Below are 19177 nucleotides of genomic sequence, written 5' to 3' on the forward strand. Positions count from 1 at the left end.
CCTCAGTGGTCACGGGAACAGCCGATGAAGTTAGACCTCTTTTCGTCACGCGCCAAGAGGTATGACCGGAATACCGCGAACTTTGTCCTTGGTGTGGATGAACTGGGCCGCTCCCGCTACGGTGTGGCCGTCAATCTCCGTACCACGTGGGGAGTTGGGCATGGACAGACGCAGCTTCAACCGGCGCCTTCTGGCGGGCGGGGCGGTCGCGGCGACCGGCGTGACATCGTTGTCCCCGGCGACGGGTTCCGCGTCCTCGGCCGCGGCGGCCGAGGGCCCGCCGAGAACCGCGCCGGCCGGCGGCCGGATCCACCGGCTGAAGATGTACGCCGAGAAACTGCCCGACGGGCAGCTGGGCTACGGCTTCGAGAAGGGCGGGGCGTCGGTGCCGGGCCCGCTGATCGAGCTGGTCGAGGGCGACACCGTCCACATCGAGTTCGAGAACACGCTGGACGTGCCGGCCAGTCTCCATGTGCACGGCGTGGACTACGAGATCGGGAGCGACGGCACCAAGCTCAGCAAGAGCCATGTCGAGCCCGGCGGGACCCGGACGTACACCTGGCGCACGCACGTCCCCGGCCGGCGCAAGGACGGCACCTGGCGGGCCGGCAGCGCGGGTTACTGGCACTACCACGACCACGTGGTGGGCACGGACCACGGCACGGGCGGCATCCGCAAGGGCCTCTACGGCGGCGTGATCGTGCGCCGCAAGGGCGACATCCTCCCGGACAAGACCTTCACCATCGTCTTCAACGACATGACCATCAACAACAGGCCGGGACACCGGAGTCCCGATTTCGAGGCCACGGTGGGCGATCGTGTGGAGATCCTCATGATCACGCACGGCGAGTTCTACCACACGTTCCACATCCACGGTCACCGCTGGGCCGACAACAGGACCGGCCTGCTGACCGGCCCCGACGACCCCAGCCGCATCGTCGACAACAAGATCACGGGACCGGCCGACTCCTTCGGCTTCCAGGTCATCGCGGGCGAACACGTCGGCGCGGGCGCCTGGATGTACCACTGCCACGTCCAGAGCCACTCCGACATGGGCATGGCCGGGCTCTTCCTGGTGGCCAAGGCCGACGGCACGATCCCCGGGTACGAGCCGCACCATCCGGCGGAGCACGCCCACCAGCCCCCGGGCGGACCGCGTTGACGGGACGTTCAGCGGATGTTGATCCTTCCGGGGCAGGGTGGGCGGCATGCCGATCAACACCATCACCACCACCACTGAACGTGAACTCTCCTGGCAGGAGACAGCGCTGTGCGCCCAGACCGGGCCCGAGTTCTTCTTCCCGGCCCCCGGCAGCTCCATCCGCGAGGCCAAGCGGCTCTGCGGCGCCTGCGAAGGGCGGGTGGCCTGCCTGGAGTACGCCCTCTCGAACGACGAGCGGTTCGGGGTCTGGGGCGGACTCTCCGAGAACGAGAGGCTCCGCCTCAGGCGGGGACCACGCTGAGCCCCGGGCGCGGGCCGTGCCGGGCCCGGACCGCACCGGCGCGCCGCCTCCGTAGGCCCTCTGGTACGGGTGTTCCCCACCCGCCATGCTGAGGTCCGCACCGTCCGCGAACCGCCCGGGGGAGACGTGTTGAGCAGCAGGCAGGCAACGGCCGAGTACGACTACGTCATCGTGGGAGCGGGTTCGGCGGGCTGTGTGCTCGCCGCCCGGCTGTCGGAGGACCCGACGGTGCGGGTCGCGCTCGTCGAGTCGGGCGGCCGGGACCGCAAGGCCGAGATACGGATCCCCGCGGCCTTCCCCAAGCTCTTCAGGACGCCGTACGACTGGAACCTCAGCACCGCCGCGCAGGCCGGGCTGGGCGGCCGCGAGCTGTACTGGCCGCGCGGCCACACGCTGGGCGGCTGCTCCTCGGTCAACGCGATGATGTGGGTGCGCGGCCACCGCGACGACTACGACGCCTGGGGCGAGGCGGCGGGCCCCGAGTGGTCGTACGACGCGTTCGTGCCGTACTTCCGGCGGGCCGAGCGGTGGACGGGCGGCGCGGCCGAAACGGCGGGCCGCTCGGTGTACGGGACCCGGGGGCCGCTGTTCGTCTCGCCGCCGCGCGACCCGAACCCCACCACGGCGGCCTTCCTGGAGGCCTGCCGCGGAGCGGGCCTCACCGAACTCCCCGAGCTGAACGTCCCCGACCCCAGCGGCTTCTCCCCGACCCCGGTCAACCAGCGCGCCGGCCGCCGCTGGAGCACCGCCGACGGGTACCTCAGGCCGGCGGCGCGCCGCCGGAACCTGGACGTCGTCACGGACTTCCGGGTACGCCGGCTGACTTTCGAGGGCACGCGCGCGACGGGGGTGGTGGCGGACGCGGGGAGGGTGCTGCGCGCCCGCCGCGAGGTGATCCTCAGCGCGGGCGCCGTCGGCTCCCCGCACCTGCTCATGCTCTCGGGCATCGGCGACCCGGACCACCTGCGCGAGACCGGCACGGAGCCACGGGTGGCCTCTCCCGACGTGGGCCGCCACCTCCAGGACCACCTGTCCACGGCGGTCGCGATGCGCTGCCCGCTCCCGGTCACCCTGACCGGCGCGGACACGCTCGTCAACCTCGGCCGCTTCCTCCTCGCCGGGCGCGGACCGCTCACCTCCAACGTCGGCGAGGCCGTCGCCTTCGTCCGCAGTACGCCGGAACTGGCCGCCCCGGACATCGAGTTGATCTACGCTCCGGTGCCGTTCGTCGAGCACGGCCTGACGCCGCCCACCGAGCACGGCGTCACGATCGGCGTGGTCCTGCTCCAGCCCGCGAGCGAGGGCCGCGTCACCCTCACCGACGACCGGGCCACCTCGGCGCCCCGCATCGACCCGGGTTACCTGACGGACGAGTCCGACCTGCGCCGCCTGGCGGCGGGCGTCCGCCGGGCCGAAGCCCTCTTCGCCGATCCCGCGTTCGCGCCGTACACGGCGGGCCCGATGGTCCCGTACCCGGGCGCCGTCGACGACGAGGCCCTGGCCCGGGCGATCCGGGACTCCTGCGAGACGCTCTACCACCCGGTGGGCACCTGCCGCATGGGCGCCGACGACGCGTCGGTGACCGATCCCCGGCTGCGGGTCAGGGGAGTGCGGGGGCTCCGGGTGGTGGACGCTTCGGTGATGCCCCGGATCACCCGGGGGCACACGCAGGCACCCACGGTGGCGATAGCGGAGAAGGCGGCGGAGCTGATCCGTCAGGACGCGCGGGTGTAGAGCCGGCGGACGCCGGGGTCGTGGGCCATGCCCGGACGCGAGGTGTGCGGGCACGGCCCCGGCACGGCCTGCCGGAACGGCTGCGCCGCCACCCGGCGCAGGACGCGTGCGTGACGCGGCCCGTGCCGTGGTGACGGCGCACAGCTGGTGGCCGGGGTGGTCAGGAGGCGGCGCGGGCGGCCATCCGGGCCTTGCGCGCGGCCAGCTTCTCGTCGAACTTGCTCGCCTCGGAGTCCAGCCCGTTCATGTACAGGCCGAGCTCCTCCTGCGCCTTGAGACCCTCGGGGCCGAGCCCGTCGATCTCCAGGACCTTCAGGTAGCGCAGGACGGGCTGGAGCACGTCGTCGTGGTGGATGCGCATGTTGTAGATCTCGCCGATCGCCATCTGCGCGGCGGCCCGCTCGAAGCCCGGCATGCCGTGTCCGGGCATCCGGAAGTTCACGACGACGTCGCGCACCGACTGCATCGTCAGGTCGGGGGCGATCTCGAAGGCCGCGCCCAGCAGGTTGCGGTAGAAGACCATGTGCAGGTTCTCGTCGGTCGCGATGCGCGCCAGCATGCGGTCGCAGACGGGGTCGCCCGACTGGTGTCCGGTGTTGCGGTGCGAGACGCGGGTCGCGAGCTCCTGGAAGGCCACGTACGCCACGGAGTGCAGCATCGAGTGGCGGTTGTCGGACTCGAACCCCTCCGACATGTGCTGCATGCGGAACGCCTCGAGCTTGTCCGGGTCGACGGCGCGCGAGGTGAGCAGGTAGTCGCGCATCACGATGCCGTGCCGGCCCTCCTCCGCGGTCCAGCGGTGCACCCAGGTGCCCCAGGCGCCGTCGCGGCCGAAGAGGGAGGCGATCTCGTGGTGGTAGCTGGGGAGGTTGTCCTCGGTCAGCAGGTTGACGACGAGGGCGATCTTGCCGATGTCGGTGACCTTCGACTGCTCGGGCTCCCAGGCCTGGCCGTCGTCGAAGATGCCGGGGAAGTTACGGCCGTCGGAGAACGGGACGTACTCGTGCGGCATCCAGTCCTTGGCGACCTTGAGATGGCGGTTCAGTTCCTTTTCCACCACCTCTTCCAGCGCGTACAGCAGCCGGGCGTCGGTCCACGCGTCCGAACTGCCGAGTTGGGGAGAGGTGATCGTCACGGGTGCTCCTGGGGACGGGGACGAGGGGGAAATACCTACGGCTTCGTAGGTTACGAGACCGTAGGTTAAGGGAGTCGTAAGAGCTGAGCCAAGTCTCGGTGCGCGATGTCCCGTTACGAACGCTTATGACCACGGGCTGGACGGGTGCACCGAGAGGCATGTCACGTCACCCCCCGGCTTCCCCCACACCCCGGTTTCAATCGGAACCGCTCCAGGTGTCCGAGCCGGCGAACGACGCGGGGCCCCGGCCCGGCGGCCCCCGGTCCCCGGCCCGGCGGCCCCCGGTCCCCGGCCCGGCGGCCCCCGGTCCCCGGCCCGGCGCCCCTCAGACGCTGTCGTCCGGCCCCGGCTCCACCCCCGGCCCCAGTCCCAGCTCCAGCCGCCGGGTGATCCCGATCGACTCCAGGAACGGCTCGTCGTGGCTCGCCACGACCAGCGCGCCCTCGTACGACTCCAGGGCCTGGACCAGCCGGCGCACGCTCGCCATGTCCAGGTTGTTCGTCGGCTCGTCCAGCAGCAGCAGCTGCGGCGCCGGCTCCGCCAGCAGCAGCGCCGCCAGCGTCGCCCGGAACCGCTCCCCGCCGGACAGCGTCCCCGCCCGCTGGTCCGCCCGCGCCCCCTTGAACAGGAAGCGCGCCAGCCGCGCCCTGATGGCGTTGTTGGTCGCCGAGGGCGCGAACCTCGCCACGTTCTCGGCCACCGTCAGCCCGTCGTCCAGCACGTCGAGCCGCTGGGGCAGGAAACGCAGCGGCACGTGCGCGACCGCCTCGCCCGAGACCGGCTCCAGCTCTCCGGTGACCGTGCGCAGCAGCGTCGTCTTGCCCGCGCCGTTGCGCCCGGTCAGCGCGATCCGCTCGGGACCGCGGACCTCGAACCCGCCGTCGATCCGTGCCCCGTACCGCAGGTGGAGATCGCGCAGCGTCAGCACCCTGCGCCCCGGGTGCACGGTCGTGTGCGGCAGTACGACGTTGATCTCGTCGTCGTCGCGCACCGCCTCCACCGCCCCGCTCAGCCGCTCCTTCGCCTCCGCCAGCTTCTCGGCGTGCATGATGCGGTGCTTGCCCGCAGACTCCTGCGCGGCGCGCTTGCGGGCGTTCATGACGATCTTCGGTTCGCGCTTGCTGTCGTACATCTTCTGCCCGTACCGCTTCCGGCGGGTCAGCTTCACCTGTGCGTCGGCCAGCTCCTTCTTCTGCCGGTGCACATCGGCCTCGGCGACCCGCACCATGCGTTCGGCCGCCTCCTGCTCGACGGCGAGTGCCTCCTCGTACGCGGAGAAGTTCCCGCCGTACCAGCGGACCTCGCCCTCGCGCAGCTCGGCGATCTGGTCGACGCGCTCCAGTAGTTCACGGTCGTGGCTGACCACGACCATCACGCCGGACCAGCCCTCGACCGCGGCGTACAGGTGCTCGCGGGCCCGGCGGTCCAGGTTGTTCGTCGGCTCGTCGAGGAGGAGGACGGCGGGGCGGCGCAGCAGCAGCGCGGCCAGCCGCAGCAGCACCGACTCGCCGCCCGACACCTCGCCGATGGTCCGGTCGAGGCCGATCCGGACGAGTCCGAGCTGGTCGAGGGTGGCGCGGGCACGCTCCTCGACGTCCCAGTCGTCGCCGACGGCCGTGAAGTTCTCCTCGGTCGTCTCGCCCGCCTCGATCGCGTGCAGGGCGGCGCGCGCCCCGGCGATGCCGAGGGCCTCGTCCACGCGCAGTGCGGTCTCGAGGACCAGGTTCTGCGGGAGGTAGCCGACCTCGCCGGCCACCTGGATCTTCCCGCCGGTGGGAGTGAGCTCACCGGCCGCCAGCCGCAACAGGGTCGACTTCCCTGATCCGTTGAGACCGATCAGGCCGGTCCTTCCGGGGCCGACCGCCAGCTGGAAGCCGTCGAACACGGGGCTCCCGTCCGGCCAGCCGAAGGAGAGCGCGGAGCAGGTGAGATGGGTGGGGAAGGTGGACAAGAGTGCCTCCCGGTTGCTGGAAAACGAGCAAGGGCAACGGGTGGAGACACCGCGGCGTGGGCGACGTACGGACGGAAGGGAGCGAGGGGTCTTCGCGCAGAACCGCGAAACCGCGGGACTGTGGGACTGCGAAAGGCCCCGGTCCGGGAAGGACGGCTCCAGTGCCGAGGTCGCACGCGGCGCGCACAGACGGAAGCCGTGCGGCACGGTGTCTCAGAACCTCAGACGAGCAACGTCCACTCCGATCGACGACAACAGGGCCACGACCAAAGTACGTCATGGCCCCGGGGGCGCCAACCGATTAATCCGGCTCTCCCGTCACCGCGCGTCACGCAGCAGTTCGGCCAGGTCGTGGTCGACGTCCAGATGCAGGTGCTCGTCGCCCGCGGGGACGAGGGCGTGCGCGCGCTGGAGGAAGCGGCGCAGGTCGGCGGTGCGGAGGTGGACCATCGCGGTGCCCTCGGCGGCGTGGAACTCCAGCACGGTCCGCCCGTAGCCGTACGGCCGCACCTGTACGTCGCCCAGGCCGGCCCGGGTGTCCGTGCCCGTGGCCAGGAGTTCACGGGCGAACACCCAGGACACCTCGACGCCCTCCAGGGTCGCGGGCGGCGGGAAGCCCATGCGTACGGCGAAGGGGTCCGCGCGGTCGTACCGCAAGGTCGCGGGGACCGTCTCCATCCGGGGCGCGGACGAGATCAGACGGGCCTGCACGGCTTGCTCGATCACGGGTGACACGGCGTGCCCCCTCCCACGGTTCGGTTGATGCGTCCGGTCACAGGGACAGACGTAAGAACACGCGATTCCGTGCATGCGACGGGGGCGTGACCTGCGTCACCACCGCCGTCCCGGGGCGCGGGCGGGAGCCGCGCGCCCCGGACGGGGGCAGCAGCCGGCGGACGGTCGGCACCGGTTCGTACCCCACGGTCGACTGCGCGCCGGACTTCGGCTGCTGGGCGTCGGGGGAGAAGGGCCGCGTGGCGTGCCTGGAGCTCTGACGGCCGGGAGCAGCCTCCCCTACGCGGGCGGCTGCTCCCGGTAGGACGCGAGTCCCGGCGCCGTCTTCGTCGCCACGAACTCGGTGATCCGGTACGCGCACACCCCCGCCACCGTGAACGGGTCGGCCGCCGCGATCTCCTCGATCCGCGCCCGGTCGTCCCCGACGGCGAGGATCACCCCGCCGTCACGCGGCACCTTGCGCCCCGAGGCGATGAACACCCCCGCCTCGTACTGCGCGTCCAGCCAGGCCACGTGCGCTTCCAGCAGTTCGTCGGCGCGCTCGACGGGGGCGGTGTAGGTCAGCTCCAGTACAAACATGATCGTCAGGCTACCCGTACCCTTCTGATCACTATGAAGAGCCCGAGTTCCCCCGCCGGCGAAGCCGAAGCCCGAGCGATCCAGGACGAACTGCGCGCCCGCGTGGTGCTCGACGAGCCGGGACCGCCCCCCGGCACCGGCCTGGTGACGGGTGTCGACGTGGCGTACGACGACGCGCGTGACCTCGTCGCCGCGGCGGCCGTCGTCCTCGACGCCGCGACGCTCGCCGTGGTGGAGGAGGCCACGGCGGTGGGCCGCGTCGCCTTCCCGTACGTCCCCGGCCTGCTCGCGTTCCGGGAACTGCCCACGGTGCTCGCCGCCCTCGAATCGCTGTCGGCGGACCCGGGGCTCGTGGTCTGCGACGGGTACGGGCAGGCCCACCCGCGCCGTTTCGGCCTCGCCAGCCACCTCGGCGTCGTGACGGGGCTCGCGGCCATCGGCGTCGCCAAGAACCCCTTCACCTTCACGTACGAGCAGCCGGGCCCCCACCGCGGCGCCGTGTCGCCGCTGCTGGACGGGGCGGGTGAGGAGGTGGGCCGCGCGGTGCGTACGCAAGACGGGGTGAAGCCGGTCTTCGTCTCCGTCGGCCACCGCGTGAGCCTGGACAACGCCTGCGCGCACACGCTGCGCCTGGCGCCGGGCTTCCGGCTCCCGGAGTCGACACGCAGGGCGGACGCCCTGTGCCGGCGGGCCCTGCGCGAGGCGGTCGGCGCCGGTTTCGGAACAGGCGCGTAACTGAGTATCTGTACGGATGTTTGAACCAGGGTGATGGGACAGGGTGATGGTATGAACCCCTACCCGAATCCGAGCCCGAGCCCGAGCCTCGACGTGCACGCGCACCTGTACGCGCACCCCGAGCACCCCACGTACCCCAGGGCGGCCGAGTCCGTGACGGTCCACCGGGCGGGACGCCGTACGAACATGGGGATTCTGCTCGGCGGCCTGGCCGCGCTGGGCTGGACCGGCGGGATGATCTACACCATCGCGGGCTGGGTCACCGGTCAGTGACCCCGGTCGCTTCCCGCACGTCCGCGACCCGGAATCCCAGCCCCGCCGCCCTGAGCCGCTCCAGCAGCGCCTCGCCCATCGCCACCGCCGTCGTCACCTGCCCCGACGTGGGGGGCAGCTCGTCGAAGGCCAGGCACAGCACCGACTCGGCCAGCATCTTCGCCGTCTCGTCGTAGCCCGGGTCGCCGCCCGACACCTCGGTGAACACCCGCCGCCCGCCGCCCTCGCCCACGAAGCGCACCGTGAACCAGCTCCTGGCCCTGCGCTCCTCGTCGGGACCCGAGCCCGCCGCGTACCGGTTCGTGAGCCAGGCACGCGCCGCCGGGAACTGGGCGAGCGCGAAGGCGGCCCCCACCGCCGCCACTCCGCCGACCGCGACCGGCAGCCACTTCACCGACGCGTAGTGCCGGTAGCGGAAATCCGGACCGTACCGCTCCAGCGCGGCCGCCGAACGGACCACCACCCGCGGGTCGATGGTCGCCAGCGGCAGTGCCCAGGTCCCCGTCTCACGACTGCGCCGCGCCCCGCCGAGCGGGGCCCGCACCCGCCGTCCCACGGGCCCCGGCTCGGACAGCCGCCGCTCCTTCGCGGCCCGGAGCATCTGCGGCCCACGCCCCAGCGCGGTGATCGCGGAGGCGAAGGTGCCGCCCGAGAACATCGCGCGGGAGCGTACGAATCCGTCGACGCGCAGCGGTACGCCCTCGGGCAGCTGCTTGACGGTGAAGTACACCCCGAGGTCGTGCGGGACCGAGTCGAAGCCGCAGGCGTGCACGATCCGTGCCCCGCTCCTGCGGGCCCGCGCGTCGTACCCGAGGTACATCCGGTCGACGAACTCCGGCTCGCCCGTCAGGTCCGCGTAGTCCGTACCCGCGTCCGCGCAGGCGGCGACGAGCCCCTCGCCGTACCGGATGTAGGGACCGACCGTCGTGGCCAGGACCCGGGTGCTCGCGGCGAGTTCGCGCAGCGAGGCGGGGTCGGACGCGTCGGCGTGCAGGAGGGGGAGCGTCGCACAGGCCGGATCGACCGCGACGAGCCGCTCGCGCAGCTTCTCCAGCTTCGCGCGGTCGCGCCCGGCGACGGCCCAGCGGCAGTCGGCGGGCGCGTGGACGGCGAGGTACCGCGCGGTGAGCTCCCCGACAAAGCCCGTCGCCCCGAAGAGCACGATGTCGTACGCGCGCCCCGTGCTGCCACTGTCCCGCACTGTTTCGCTCATGGGGGCAGAGGCTAGCGGCAATGGGGAGTAAAAAGAACTAAGCGCTTGCTTGCCCCAGGGGCTTGTGCTGAGGGGAGCGCGTTCTTAGCATCCTTGATGTTACATCAGTTGTGTCACAGCGCTGGGGGCTTGATGGCAGGCACAGGGAACGGCCCGCACGGACCTCTGGACGGGGTGCGCGTGGTGGAGCTGGCGGGGATCGGCCCCGGCCCGTTCGCCGCCATGCTCCTCGCGGACCTCGGCGCCGACGTGGTCCGGGTGGACCGCCCCGGCGGCGCGGGGCTGGGCGTCGACCCGGCACACGACCTCACCAACCGCAACAAACGCTCGGTGATCGTCGACCTCAAGTCGGCGGACGGCCCGGCCCGGGTGCTCGACCTCGTCGAGCGCGCCGACGTGCTCATCGAGGGCTACCGCCCCGGCGTCGCCGAGCGCCTCGGCGTCGGCCCCGACGCCTGCCTGGCCCGCAATCCGCGGCTCGTGTACGGGCGGATGACGGGCTGGGGCCAGGAGGGCCCGCTCGCCCGGCGCGCCGGGCACGACATCGCGTACATCGCCCTCACCGGCACCCTCGGCATGTTCGGCAGGGCGGACGAGCCGCCCACCGTCCCCGCCAACCTCGTCGGCGACTACGCGGGCGGCTCGCTCTACCTCGTCGTCGGCGTCCTCGCCGCGCTCCAGCACGCCCGTGCCGAGGGCGGCACCGGGCAGGTCGTCGACGCCGCGATCGTCGACGGCGCCGCCCACCTCGCCACGATGATCCACGGCATGCTGGCGGCCGGCGGCTGGCAGGACCGGCGGTCGGCCAACCTGCTCGACGGCGGCTGTCCCTTCTACGGCACCTACGAGACCTCCGACGGGCGGTACATGGCGGTCGGAGCGCTGGAGCAGCAGTTCTACGCCGAGTTCACCGAGCTCCTCGGCCTGGAGGCGGGGGACGCGCGGGCCCGCGACGACACGGCCCGCTGGGGCGAGCTGCGCGAAGCGATCGCCGCCCGCTTCAAGGCGAAGACCCGCGACGAGTGGACCGCCGTCTTCGAGGGCTCGGACGCCTGCGTCGCCCCCGTCCTCTCGCTGCGCGAGGCCCCCGCCCACCCGCACCTGGCCGCGCGCTCCACGTTCACCGACCACGGCGGGATCGTCCAGCCGGCCCCCGCGCCCCGGTTCTCCGCCACGCCCGGATCCGTACGGCGGGGCCCCGCCCGGCCCGGGGCCGGCGCCGCCGAGGTGGCGCGGGACTGGGACGTACCGGGGCTCGCCGGGGACGGCGGTGCCTGATGGGGCTCCCCGGACCGCTGAGCCGCGCGGTCCTCGGCGTCCTTCCCGCCGGTCCCGAACCGGCCGGGCCGATCGAAACTGTCAAGGACCGCAAGGGCCGGCCGTAGGAGGCACAGTTGAAGCGTCAGATCTTCACCGCGGAGCACGAAGCCTTCCGGCAGACCGTGCGCACCTTCCTGGCGAAGGAGGTGACGCCGTACTACGAGCAGTGGGAGAAGGACGGCATCGTCAGCCGGGAGGCGTGGCTGGCGGCCGGAAGGCAGGGCCTGCTCGGTCTCGCCGTACCGGAGGAGTACGGGGGCGGCGGGAACTCCGACTTCCGCTACAGCGCCGTACTCGCCGAGGAGTTCACCCGGGCCGGCGCGTCCGGGCTCGCGCTCGGGCTGCACAACGACATCATCGGCCCGTACCTCACCGGGCTCGCCACCGACGAGCAGAAGCGGCGCTGGCTGCCCGGTTTCTGCACCGGTGAGACGATCACCGCCATCGCGATGACCGAACCGGGCGCGGGCTCCGACCTCCAGGGCATCCGTACGGCGGCCGAGGACCGGGGCGACCACTGGGTGCTCAACGGCTCGAAGACGTTCATCTCCAACGGCATCCTCGCCGACCTGGTGATCGTCGTCGCGAAGACGTCGCCCGAGGGCGGAGCGAAGGGCCTGTCCCTGCTCGTCGTGGAGCGCGGCGCCGAGGGCTTCGAGCGCGGGCGCAACCTCGACAAGATCGGCCAGAAGTCCCAGGACACCGCCGAGCTCTTCTTCCACGACGTACACGTCCCCAAGGAGAACCTGCTCGGGGAGCTCGACGGCGCCTTCGCCCACCTGATGACCAACCTCGCGCAGGAGCGCATGGGCATCGCGGTCGCCGGCATCGCCGCCGCCGAGTACCTGCTGGAGATCACGACGACGTACGTCAAGGAGCGCGAGGCGTTCGGACGGCCGCTGTCCACACTCCAGCACATCCGCTTCGAGATCGCGGAGATGGCCACCGAGTGCGCCGTCACCCGCACCTTCCTCGACCGCTGCATCGTCGATCACTCGAACGGGGAACTCGACGCCGTCCACGCGTCGATGGCCAAGTGGTGGGCCACCGAGCTCCAGAAGCGCGTCGCCGACCGCTGTCTGCAACTGCACGGCGGCTACGGCTACATGGCCGAGTACCCCGTCGCCAGGGCCTTCACCGACGGCCGCATCCAGACGATCTACGGCGGCACGACCGAGATCATGAAGGAAATCATCGGCCGCTCGCTCCTCGCCTGAGCACTTCTCGCCCGCCTTCTGTCACGTACCCCTCGAAAGGCTGCTGTCTTGAGTACCGAAGCGTTTGTGTACGACGCGATCCGCACCCCGCGCGGGCGCGGCAAGGCCAATGGCGCCCTGCACGGCACCAAGCCGATCGACCTCGTCGTCGGCCTCATCCACGAGATCCGCCGCCGCTTCCCCGACCTGGACCCGGCGGCCGTCGACGACATCGTCCTCGGCGTCGTCAGCCCCCTCGGCGACCAGGGCTCCGACATCGCGCGCACCGCGGCCGTCGCGGCCGGACTGCCCGACACCGTCGCCGGCGTACAGGAGAACCGCTTCTGCGCCTCGGGCCTGGAGGCCGTCAACATGGCGGCGGCGAAGGTCCGTTCCGGCTGGGAGGACCTCGTGCTGGCGGGCGGCGTCGAGTCGATGTCACGCGTCCCCATGGGATCCGACGGCGGCGCCTGGGCCATGGACCCGATGACCAGCTGGGACACCGGTTTCGCGCCCCAGGGCATCGGCGCCGACCTCATCGCCACCATCGAGGGCTTCACGCGCCACGACGTCGACTCGTACGCCGCGCTGTCGCAGGAGCGGGCCGCCGAGGCGTGGAAGGACGGCCGCTTCGCGCGTTCCGTCGTCCCCGTCCTGGACCGCAACGGCCTGGTCGTCCTCGACCACGACGAGCACATGCGCCCCGGTACGACCGCCGAGTCGCTCGCCGCGCTCAAGCCGTCCTTCGCGGCGATCGGCGAGCACGGCGGCTTCGACGCCGTCGCGCTGCAGAAGTACCACTGGGTCGAGGAGATCGACCACGTGCACCACGCGGGCAACTCCTCCGGCATCGTGGACGGCGCCGCCCTGGTCGCCATCGGCTCGCAGGCGGTCGGCGAGCGCCACGGCCTCACCCCCCGCGCCCGTATCGTCTCGGCGGCCGTCTCCGGCTCCGAGCCCACCATCATGCTGACGGGCCCCGCGCCCGCCACCCGCAAGGCACTCGCCAGGGCGGGCCTGACCATCGGCGACATCGACCTGGTCGAGATCAACGAGGCGTTCGCGGGCGTCGTCCTGCGCTTCGTCAAGGACATGGGCCTCTCCCTCGACAAGGTCAACGTCAACGGCGGCGCCATCGCCATGGGCCACCCCCTGGGCGCCACCGGCGCGATGATCCTCGGCACGCTCATCGACGAGCTGGAACGCCGTGACCAGCGGTACGGCCTCGCCACCCTGTGCGTCGGCGGCGGCATGGGCATCGCCACCGTCGTCGAGCGTCTCTGACCGTCGTGCCCCATTCCCCTTACGGAGAAGAAGAAGCCATGAGCGAGAGCACCACCATCCGCTGGGAACAGGACGAGAGCGGTGTCGTCACCCTCGTCCTCGACGATCCGAACCAGTCCGCGAACACCATGAACGCGGCCTTCAGGACCTCCATCGCGGCGATCGCCGACCGCGCGGAGGCCGAGAAGGACGCGATCAGGGGCATCATCTTCACCTCCGCCAAGAAGACCTTCTTCGCGGGCGGCGACCTCAAGGACATGATCAAGGTCGGCCCGGAAGACGCCCAGCGGGTGTTCGACACCGGAACGGCGATCAAGGCATCCCTGCGCCGCATCGAGACCCTCGGCAAGCCGGTCGTCGCCGCCATCAACGGGGCGGCCCTCGGCGGCGGTTACGAGATCGCGCTCGCCTGCCACCACCGCGTGGCCCTCGACGCCCCCGGCTCCAGGATCGGCCTGCCCGAGGTCACGCTCGGTCTGCTCCCGGCGGGCGGCGGCGTCACCCGTACGGTACGCCTGATGGGCATCGCCGACGCGCTCCTCAAGGTCCTGCTCCAGGGCACCCAGTACAGCCCGCAGCGCGCCCTGGAGAACGGGCTGGTCCACGAACTCGCCGCCACCCCCGACGAGATGCTCGCCAAGGCGCGCGCCTTCATCGACGCCAACCCCGAGTCCCAGCAGCCCTGGGACGTCAAGGGCTACAAGATCCCCGGCGGCACGCCGTCCCATCCGCGCTTCGCCGCCGACCTCCCCGCCTTCCCCGCCGGCCTCAAGAAGCAGACGGCGGGCGCCCCCTGCCCCGCCCCGCGCAACATCCTCGCGGCGGCCGTGGAGGGTTCGCAGGTCGACTTCGAGACCGCGCTGACCATCGAGGCGCGGTACTTCACCGAGCTGGTCACCGGGCAGATCGCCAAGAACATGATCCAGGCGTTCTTCTTCGACCTCCAGGCCGTCAACTCCGGCGCCAACCGCCCCCGGGGCATCGAGCCCCGCCCCGTCCGCAAGGTCGCCGTCCTGGGCGCCGGGATGATGGGCGCGGGCATCGCGTACTCCTGCGCCAAGGCCGGTATCGAGGTCGTCCTCAAGGACGTGACGCCCGAAGCCGCCGCCAAGGGCAAGGCGTACTCCGAGAAGCTGCTCGCCAAGGCGCTCTCGCGCGGCCGTACGACCGGGGCGAAGCGGGACGCGCTCCTCGCCCTCATCACGCCGACCGCCGACCCCGCCGACCTGGCGGGCTGCGACGCCGTGATCGAGGCGGTCTTCGAGGACACCTCGCTCAAGCACAAGGTGTTCCAGGAGATCCAGGGCATCGTGGAGCCGGACGCGCTGCTCTGCTCCAACACCTCCACCCTCCCCATCACGGGCCTGGCCGAGGGCGTTTCCCGCCCCGCCGACTTCATCGGGCTGCACTTCTTCTCGCCCGTCGACAAGATGCCGCTCGTCGAGATCATCAAGGGCGAGCGGACGGGCGACGAGGTGCTGGCCCGTGCTTTCGACCTCGTACGCCGGATCAAGAAGACGCCGATCGTCGTGAACGACTCACGCGGCTTCTTCACCTCGCGGGTCATCGGCCAGTTCATCAACGAGGGCGTCGCGATGGTCGGCGAGGGCATCGAGCCCGCGTCCGTCGAGCAGGCGGCGGCCCAGGCCGGGTACCCGGCGAAGGTCCTGTCCCTGATGGACGAGCTGACGCTCACCCTCCCGCGCAAGATCCGGAACGAGGCGAAGCGGGCGGTCGAGGAGGCGGGCTTCACCTGGCCGGAACACCCGTCGGACGCGGTGATCGACCGCATGGTCGACGAGTTCGGGCGTACGGGCCGCAGCGGCGGAGCGGGCTTCTACGAGTACGGCGAGGACGGGAAGCGCACCCGTCTGTGGCCGGGTCTGCGCGAGCACTTCACCAAGCCGGGGGTGGAGATCCCCTTCACCGACATGAAGGAGCGGATGCTCTTCTCCGAGGCGCTGGACACGGTCCGCTGCTTCGAGGAGGGCGTGCTGACGTCGGTCGCCGACGCCAACATCGGCTCCATCATGGGCATCGGCTTCCCGGCCTGGACGGGCGGCGCGATCCAGTACATCAACGGGTACGAGGGCGGCCTGCCCGGCTTCGTGGCCCGCGCGCGCGAGCTGGCGGCGACGTACGGCGAGCGCTTCACACCGCCGGCGCTGCTGGTGGAGAAGGCCGAGCGGGGGGAGAGATTCAGCGACGCGTGATCGCCCGCGGGCACCGGGGTCCCCTCGCGGGGCCCCGGCGCGGGGCGGGGAGAGCTCCGCGCGGCGGCACCCGCCCCGCACCTGCCCCCGCGCCCTGGGTCACTCCGTACCGAACGCCGTCCGCAACTCCTCCTTCAGGGACCGCTGGAACGTCGTGACCAGCGCCTGCACCACCATCGGCTGCATGTGCGCCGACAGCGACTTCATCGCCTTCACATGCTCCGGATCCGACTCGCGCTCCCGGTAGGGGCTCCACACCTCGTCCTTGAAGAGCCGCGCGAGCGCGTGCGCCGCCGAGCGGGTGTGCTCCATCAGGACGGTGCGGGCGGCGAGTATCGTCTCGTGCGCTATCGGTACGTCGAGCAGCTGCATGCCGAGCGCCAGCAGCCCCGGGTCGACGCGGAAGGTGCCGGGGGCGTCCGTGCGTTCCAGGACGTTCATCGCGGCGAGCCGGTCGATGTCCTCCTCCGTCAGGGAGCGGCCCGCGCGGCGGTCCAGCTCCGCGCGGGTGGCGTCCTCCGCCGAGTCGGGCGCCCACGTCGCCACCAGCGCACGGTGGATCGCCAGGTCGTGCGCGCTCAGGCCGGGCGGCAGCTGCTCCAGGTAGCGCTCGATCGCGGCGAGCGTCATGCCGTGGTGCTGGAGCTCCTCGATGAGCGCCAGCCGGGAGAGGTGGGCGGGCCCGTAGTGGCCGACGCGGCGCGGACCGATCACGGGTGGCGGGAGCAGGCCGCGCGTGCTGTAGAAGCGGACCGTACGCACCGTGACACCGGCCCGTGCGGCCAGCTCGTCTACCGTGAGCGTCGGCTCCCCGGTGTCCGTCGTCATGTCTGCGCCTCGCTTCCCGTCCCACTGCTGTGCTGCGGTCCAGTGCAACAGTATTGCTGTCTCACCAGTGTGGTGAAAGCGTCCGGCCCGACTGCCGGTGGTGGCCCGTACGGTTGTGCCAGGTCCGGGACCGGTCACACGCCCGCAACCGCGCGGGGGCCGACAGCGGGCGAGACTGCGGTTGCCGTCGCGCGCGTCACCGGGAGGACACGGGCGGGGCGAAATGGTGGGCCAGGGTGGCGTGCGGGTCCGGAGCCGCCGCCTGCGGGGCGTGGTCCACGTGCACCGTGGCGCAGGCCAGCCGCTCCACCGCGTGCAGCAGCGCGTGTTCCGCGGCCACCGCCACCGCGTGCGCCTGGACCACCGTCAGGTCCGGATCGACCACCACGGACGTCTCGGCGCGCAGGCTGTGACCGAGCCACCGCATCCGGACGGCCCCCACCGCCCGTACGCCCCCGACACGGGAGAGCGCGCGCTCGGCCTCGTCCACCAGCGCCGGATCGACCGCGTCCATCAGCCGGCGCCAGATCTCCCGGGCGGTGCCCCGCAGCACCAGCACGATCGCGACCATGATCACCAGCCCGATCAGCGGGTCGGCGTAACGCCAGCCGAGAGCCGAACAGCCCGCGCCCAGCAGCACGGCGAGGGAGGTGAATCCGTCGGTGCGGGCGTGCAGCCCGTCGGCGACCAGCGCGGCGGAACCGATTCTCCTGCCGGTACGGATACGGGCCCGCGCCACCCACTCGTTGCCCGCGAAGCCGATCAGGCCGGCCGCGGCGACGGCGGGGAGGTGGCTGACCTCCTGCGGTTCGAGGAGCCGCCGCACCGCCTCGTACCCGGCGAACACCGCGGAGGCGGCGATCACCAGCACCACGAACACGCCCGCCAGGTCCTCGGCCCGCCCGAAGCCGTAGGTGTAACGGCGGGTCGCCGCACGCCGCCCCAGCAGGAAGGCGACGGCGAGGGGCAGGGCGGTCAGGGCGTCGGTGGCGTTGTGGACGGTGTCACCGAGCAGCGCGACCGACCCCGAGAGGGCGGCGACCACGGCCTGGGCGACGGTGGTCGCCCCGAGCACGGCGAAGGAGAACCAGAGGGTCCGCAGCCCGGCCGACGACCCTTCGAGCGCGGAGTCGATCCGGTCCTGATGACCATGGTGGTGTCCATGCCCATGCCCGTGTCCGTGTCCGTGACCCGTCATGTACGTCACACTGGCACATCGGCTCCCTTGCAGCCACTGTCGAAGAACCGCCCGTGACCAGGTGCGAACGGCTCGCGATTGCGCCGCTCCAGAACGCACCGGGCACGGCCGCCATGCCCCCGCCAGGAACACCCCCTCGCCCGCGCGGCGCTACCGCCGGGCCGCCCGCCGTCCGTCCCGGTCCTCTGTTCACCAGTGTTCACCAGGACGGACGGGACGGCACGGCACGGAGCGTGACGCCGGCCCGCAGGAGGGGGTGCGGTCAGCGGCTGCCCGCCACGACCGGGTAGTGGTCGCTCAGATTGGTGTACGTGTACTGCTTGCCCCAGCTGGAGACGGTCCAGGGCGCGCTCCGCTCCTTGATCACCTCGTTCGTCCAGCCCGCCGGCCTGGCGTGCCCTGCACGGTGCAGGACGTGGTCGAGATCCTCGCGCGGATCGTCCGGATAGCGCTCGGACGCGATCGAGTTGTCGGCGGTGTCGAAGGAGTACGGGTGGCCGGTGCGCGCGTCGGAGTCGGCCAGGCCGCCGTCGGCGAGCATGGTGGCGTACTCGGGGCTGTGCGAGTCGACGTTGAAGTCGCCCGCGACGATCACCTGCTCGGAGGCGGGGATGTTCTTGCCGTCGAGGAAGGCGTCGATCGCCTTGAACTGCCGGCTGCGCATCTGCGCGGCCTCGCCCGCGCCGCAGCCCGGGTCGGTCGACTGGGCGTGCGTGCCGACGACGTGGACCGGCGCGCCGTTCACGTTCAGCACGGCGTACACGAAGCCCTTGTTGGAGTGCCAGTCGGCGCCGCACGCGTCCTTGTAGACGTACTGCTCCTTGCGCACGACCGGCCACTTGCTGAGCACCGCGACCCCGCCGTCCTCCGGGGTCGTGGCGGAATAGGACCCGCCGGTCGCGTCCCAGCCCTCCTTGCTGCGGCCCATCACCGGTGTCTGGTACGGGTACTGCGCGGCGGCGTTGCTCTTCAGCGCGTCCGAGGCGCCGTTGTCGAAGGCCTCCTGGAGGACGACGACGTCGTTGCCCCGGAAGAAGGAGGCCGCCGGGATGGCCCTGGCCCGGTGGTCCTGGCCCCAGCTGGGGTAGAGATTTCTGCTGAAGAGGAAGGTGTTGTACGCCAGCACCTTCAGCGACGGCACCCCGGCGGCGGCCGGCGCCGCCGGGACCGTCGGGGCAGCGGAGGCGGACGGGGCGGTCGCGGCAAGTGTGGCGGCCGCGAGTGCGGTGGCCAGGGCTGCGCCAGGGGTGCGGCGGAGCACGGAGTGCGGCACTGGAACTCCCGTTTCGAGTGGGGGTGATGATCGGCGCGGCACATCAA

17 protein-coding genes and 1 pseudogene are annotated in these 19177 nt (G+C 71.9%); 10 read left to right on the plus strand and 8 right to left on the minus strand.

What is annotated here, in order from left to right:
* The first annotated feature begins 160 nt into the window (after positions 1–160).
* The 3 genes from ABD374_RS28070 (at position 161) to ABD374_RS28080 (ending at position 3197) form a co-directional block, all read left to right on the plus strand.
* Positions 161–1162 (plus strand): multicopper oxidase domain-containing protein, encoded by a 1002-nt coding sequence (locus tag ABD374_RS28070; protein ID WP_344498770.1) that lies wholly within the window; start codon positions 161–163, stop codon positions 1160–1162.
* Positions 1163–1208: 46 nt separating this feature from the next.
* Positions 1209–1463, plus strand: coding sequence for a WhiB family transcriptional regulator (locus ABD374_RS28075; protein WP_344498772.1), 255 nt, complete (start codon positions 1209–1211; stop codon positions 1461–1463).
* A 129-nt stretch (positions 1464–1592) separates the two neighbouring features.
* Entirely contained in the window at positions 1593–3197 is a 1605-nt protein-coding gene (locus tag ABD374_RS28080) for a GMC family oxidoreductase (protein ID WP_344498774.1), read from the plus strand.
* A 160-nt stretch (positions 3198–3357) separates the two neighbouring features.
* Here ABD374_RS28080 and ABD374_RS28085 read toward each other — a convergent pair whose 3' ends face one another.
* From ABD374_RS28085 to ssgD, 3 genes are all read right to left on the minus strand, one after another.
* Positions 3358–4332, minus strand: coding sequence for an acyl-ACP desaturase (locus ABD374_RS28085; RefSeq protein ID WP_344498776.1), 975 nt, complete (start codon positions 4330–4332; stop codon positions 3358–3360).
* 325 nt (positions 4333–4657) lie between these two features.
* Positions 4658–6283, minus strand: coding sequence for an ABC-F family ATP-binding cassette domain-containing protein (locus ABD374_RS28090; RefSeq protein ID WP_344498778.1), 1626 nt, complete (start codon positions 6281–6283; stop codon positions 4658–4660).
* 318 nt (positions 6284–6601) lie between these two features.
* Positions 6602–7018, minus strand: a complete 417-nt coding sequence (gene ssgD, locus ABD374_RS28095; RefSeq protein ID WP_344498780.1) for a spore wall synthesis regulator SsgD — start codon at positions 7016–7018, stop codon at positions 6602–6604.
* 140 nt (positions 7019–7158) lie between these two features.
* Between ssgD and ABD374_RS28100 the strand changes: the two are divergent.
* Positions 7159–7278: pseudogene (locus tag ABD374_RS28100) on the plus strand (oxidoreductase); the annotation flags it as partial.
* Between the two features lie 19 nt (positions 7279–7297).
* Here the strand turns inward: ABD374_RS28100 and ABD374_RS28105 are convergent.
* On the minus strand, positions 7298–7597 hold the full coding sequence (locus tag ABD374_RS28105; protein ID WP_344498782.1) for a YciI family protein: 300 nt from the start codon (positions 7595–7597) through the stop codon (positions 7298–7300).
* A 33-nt stretch (positions 7598–7630) separates the two neighbouring features.
* On the opposite strand from ABD374_RS28105, the gene ABD374_RS28110 reads away from it, so the two are divergent.
* Both ABD374_RS28110 and mmpA read left to right on the plus strand, forming a co-directional pair.
* Entirely contained in the window at positions 7631–8332 is a 702-nt protein-coding gene (locus ABD374_RS28110) for an endonuclease V (protein WP_344498784.1), read from the plus strand.
* Between the two features lie 51 nt (positions 8333–8383).
* Positions 8384–8605, plus strand: coding sequence for a morphogenic membrane protein MmpA (gene mmpA, locus ABD374_RS28115; RefSeq protein WP_344498786.1), 222 nt, complete (start codon positions 8384–8386; stop codon positions 8603–8605).
* Here the strand turns inward: mmpA and ABD374_RS28120 are convergent.
* Positions 8592–9818, minus strand: coding sequence for a saccharopine dehydrogenase family protein (locus tag ABD374_RS28120; protein WP_344498788.1), 1227 nt, complete (start codon positions 9816–9818; stop codon positions 8592–8594). The genes mmpA and ABD374_RS28120 overlap by 14 nt on opposite strands.
* 96 nt (positions 9819–9914) lie before the next feature.
* Between ABD374_RS28120 and ABD374_RS28125 the strand changes: the two genes are divergently transcribed.
* The 4 genes from ABD374_RS28125 to ABD374_RS28140 all read left to right on the plus strand — a co-directional run bounded on the left by ABD374_RS28125 (position 9915) and on the right by ABD374_RS28140 (position 15831).
* Positions 9915–11096 (plus strand): CaiB/BaiF CoA transferase family protein, encoded by a 1182-nt coding sequence (locus tag ABD374_RS28125; protein ID WP_425577379.1) that lies wholly within the window; start codon positions 9915–9917, stop codon positions 11094–11096.
* Positions 11097–11212: 116 nt separating this feature from the next.
* Positions 11213–12355: an acyl-CoA dehydrogenase family protein gene (locus ABD374_RS28130; protein ID WP_344498792.1), complete on the plus strand. Its 1143-nt coding sequence runs from the start codon at positions 11213–11215 to the stop codon at positions 12353–12355.
* Positions 12356–12403: 48 nt separating this feature from the next.
* The gene (locus tag ABD374_RS28135; RefSeq protein ID WP_344498794.1) at positions 12404–13618 is read left to right on the plus strand and encodes an acetyl-CoA C-acetyltransferase; all 1215 of its coding nucleotides are present in this window, start codon (positions 12404–12406) and stop codon (positions 13616–13618) included.
* Between the two features lie 38 nt (positions 13619–13656).
* Positions 13657–15831, plus strand: coding sequence for a 3-hydroxyacyl-CoA dehydrogenase NAD-binding domain-containing protein (locus ABD374_RS28140; RefSeq protein ID WP_344498796.1), 2175 nt, complete (start codon positions 13657–13659; stop codon positions 15829–15831).
* A 99-nt stretch (positions 15832–15930) separates the two neighbouring features.
* Here ABD374_RS28140 and ABD374_RS28145 read toward each other — a convergent pair whose 3' ends face one another.
* The 3 genes from ABD374_RS28145 to sph all read right to left on the minus strand — a co-directional run bounded on the left by ABD374_RS28145 (position 15931) and on the right by sph (position 19130).
* Positions 15931–16659: a MerR family transcriptional regulator gene (locus tag ABD374_RS28145; protein ID WP_344498798.1), complete on the minus strand. Its 729-nt coding sequence runs from the start codon at positions 16657–16659 to the stop codon at positions 15931–15933.
* A 196-nt stretch (positions 16660–16855) separates the two neighbouring features.
* Positions 16856–17857, minus strand: a complete 1002-nt coding sequence (locus ABD374_RS28150) for a cation diffusion facilitator family transporter (RefSeq protein ID WP_344498800.1) — start codon at positions 17855–17857, stop codon at positions 16856–16858.
* Between the two features lie 262 nt (positions 17858–18119).
* A complete protein-coding gene (gene sph / locus ABD374_RS28155; protein ID WP_344498802.1) occupies positions 18120–19130 on the minus strand; it encodes a sphingomyelin phosphodiesterase in 1011 nt (336 codons plus the stop codon).
* Positions 19131–19177 lie beyond the last annotated feature (47 nt).

It is taken from the genome of Streptomyces enissocaesilis, from assembly GCF_039533765.1.
GTDB classification, from domain to species: Bacteria; Actinomycetota; Actinomycetes; order Streptomycetales; family Streptomycetaceae; genus Streptomyces; species Streptomyces enissocaesilis.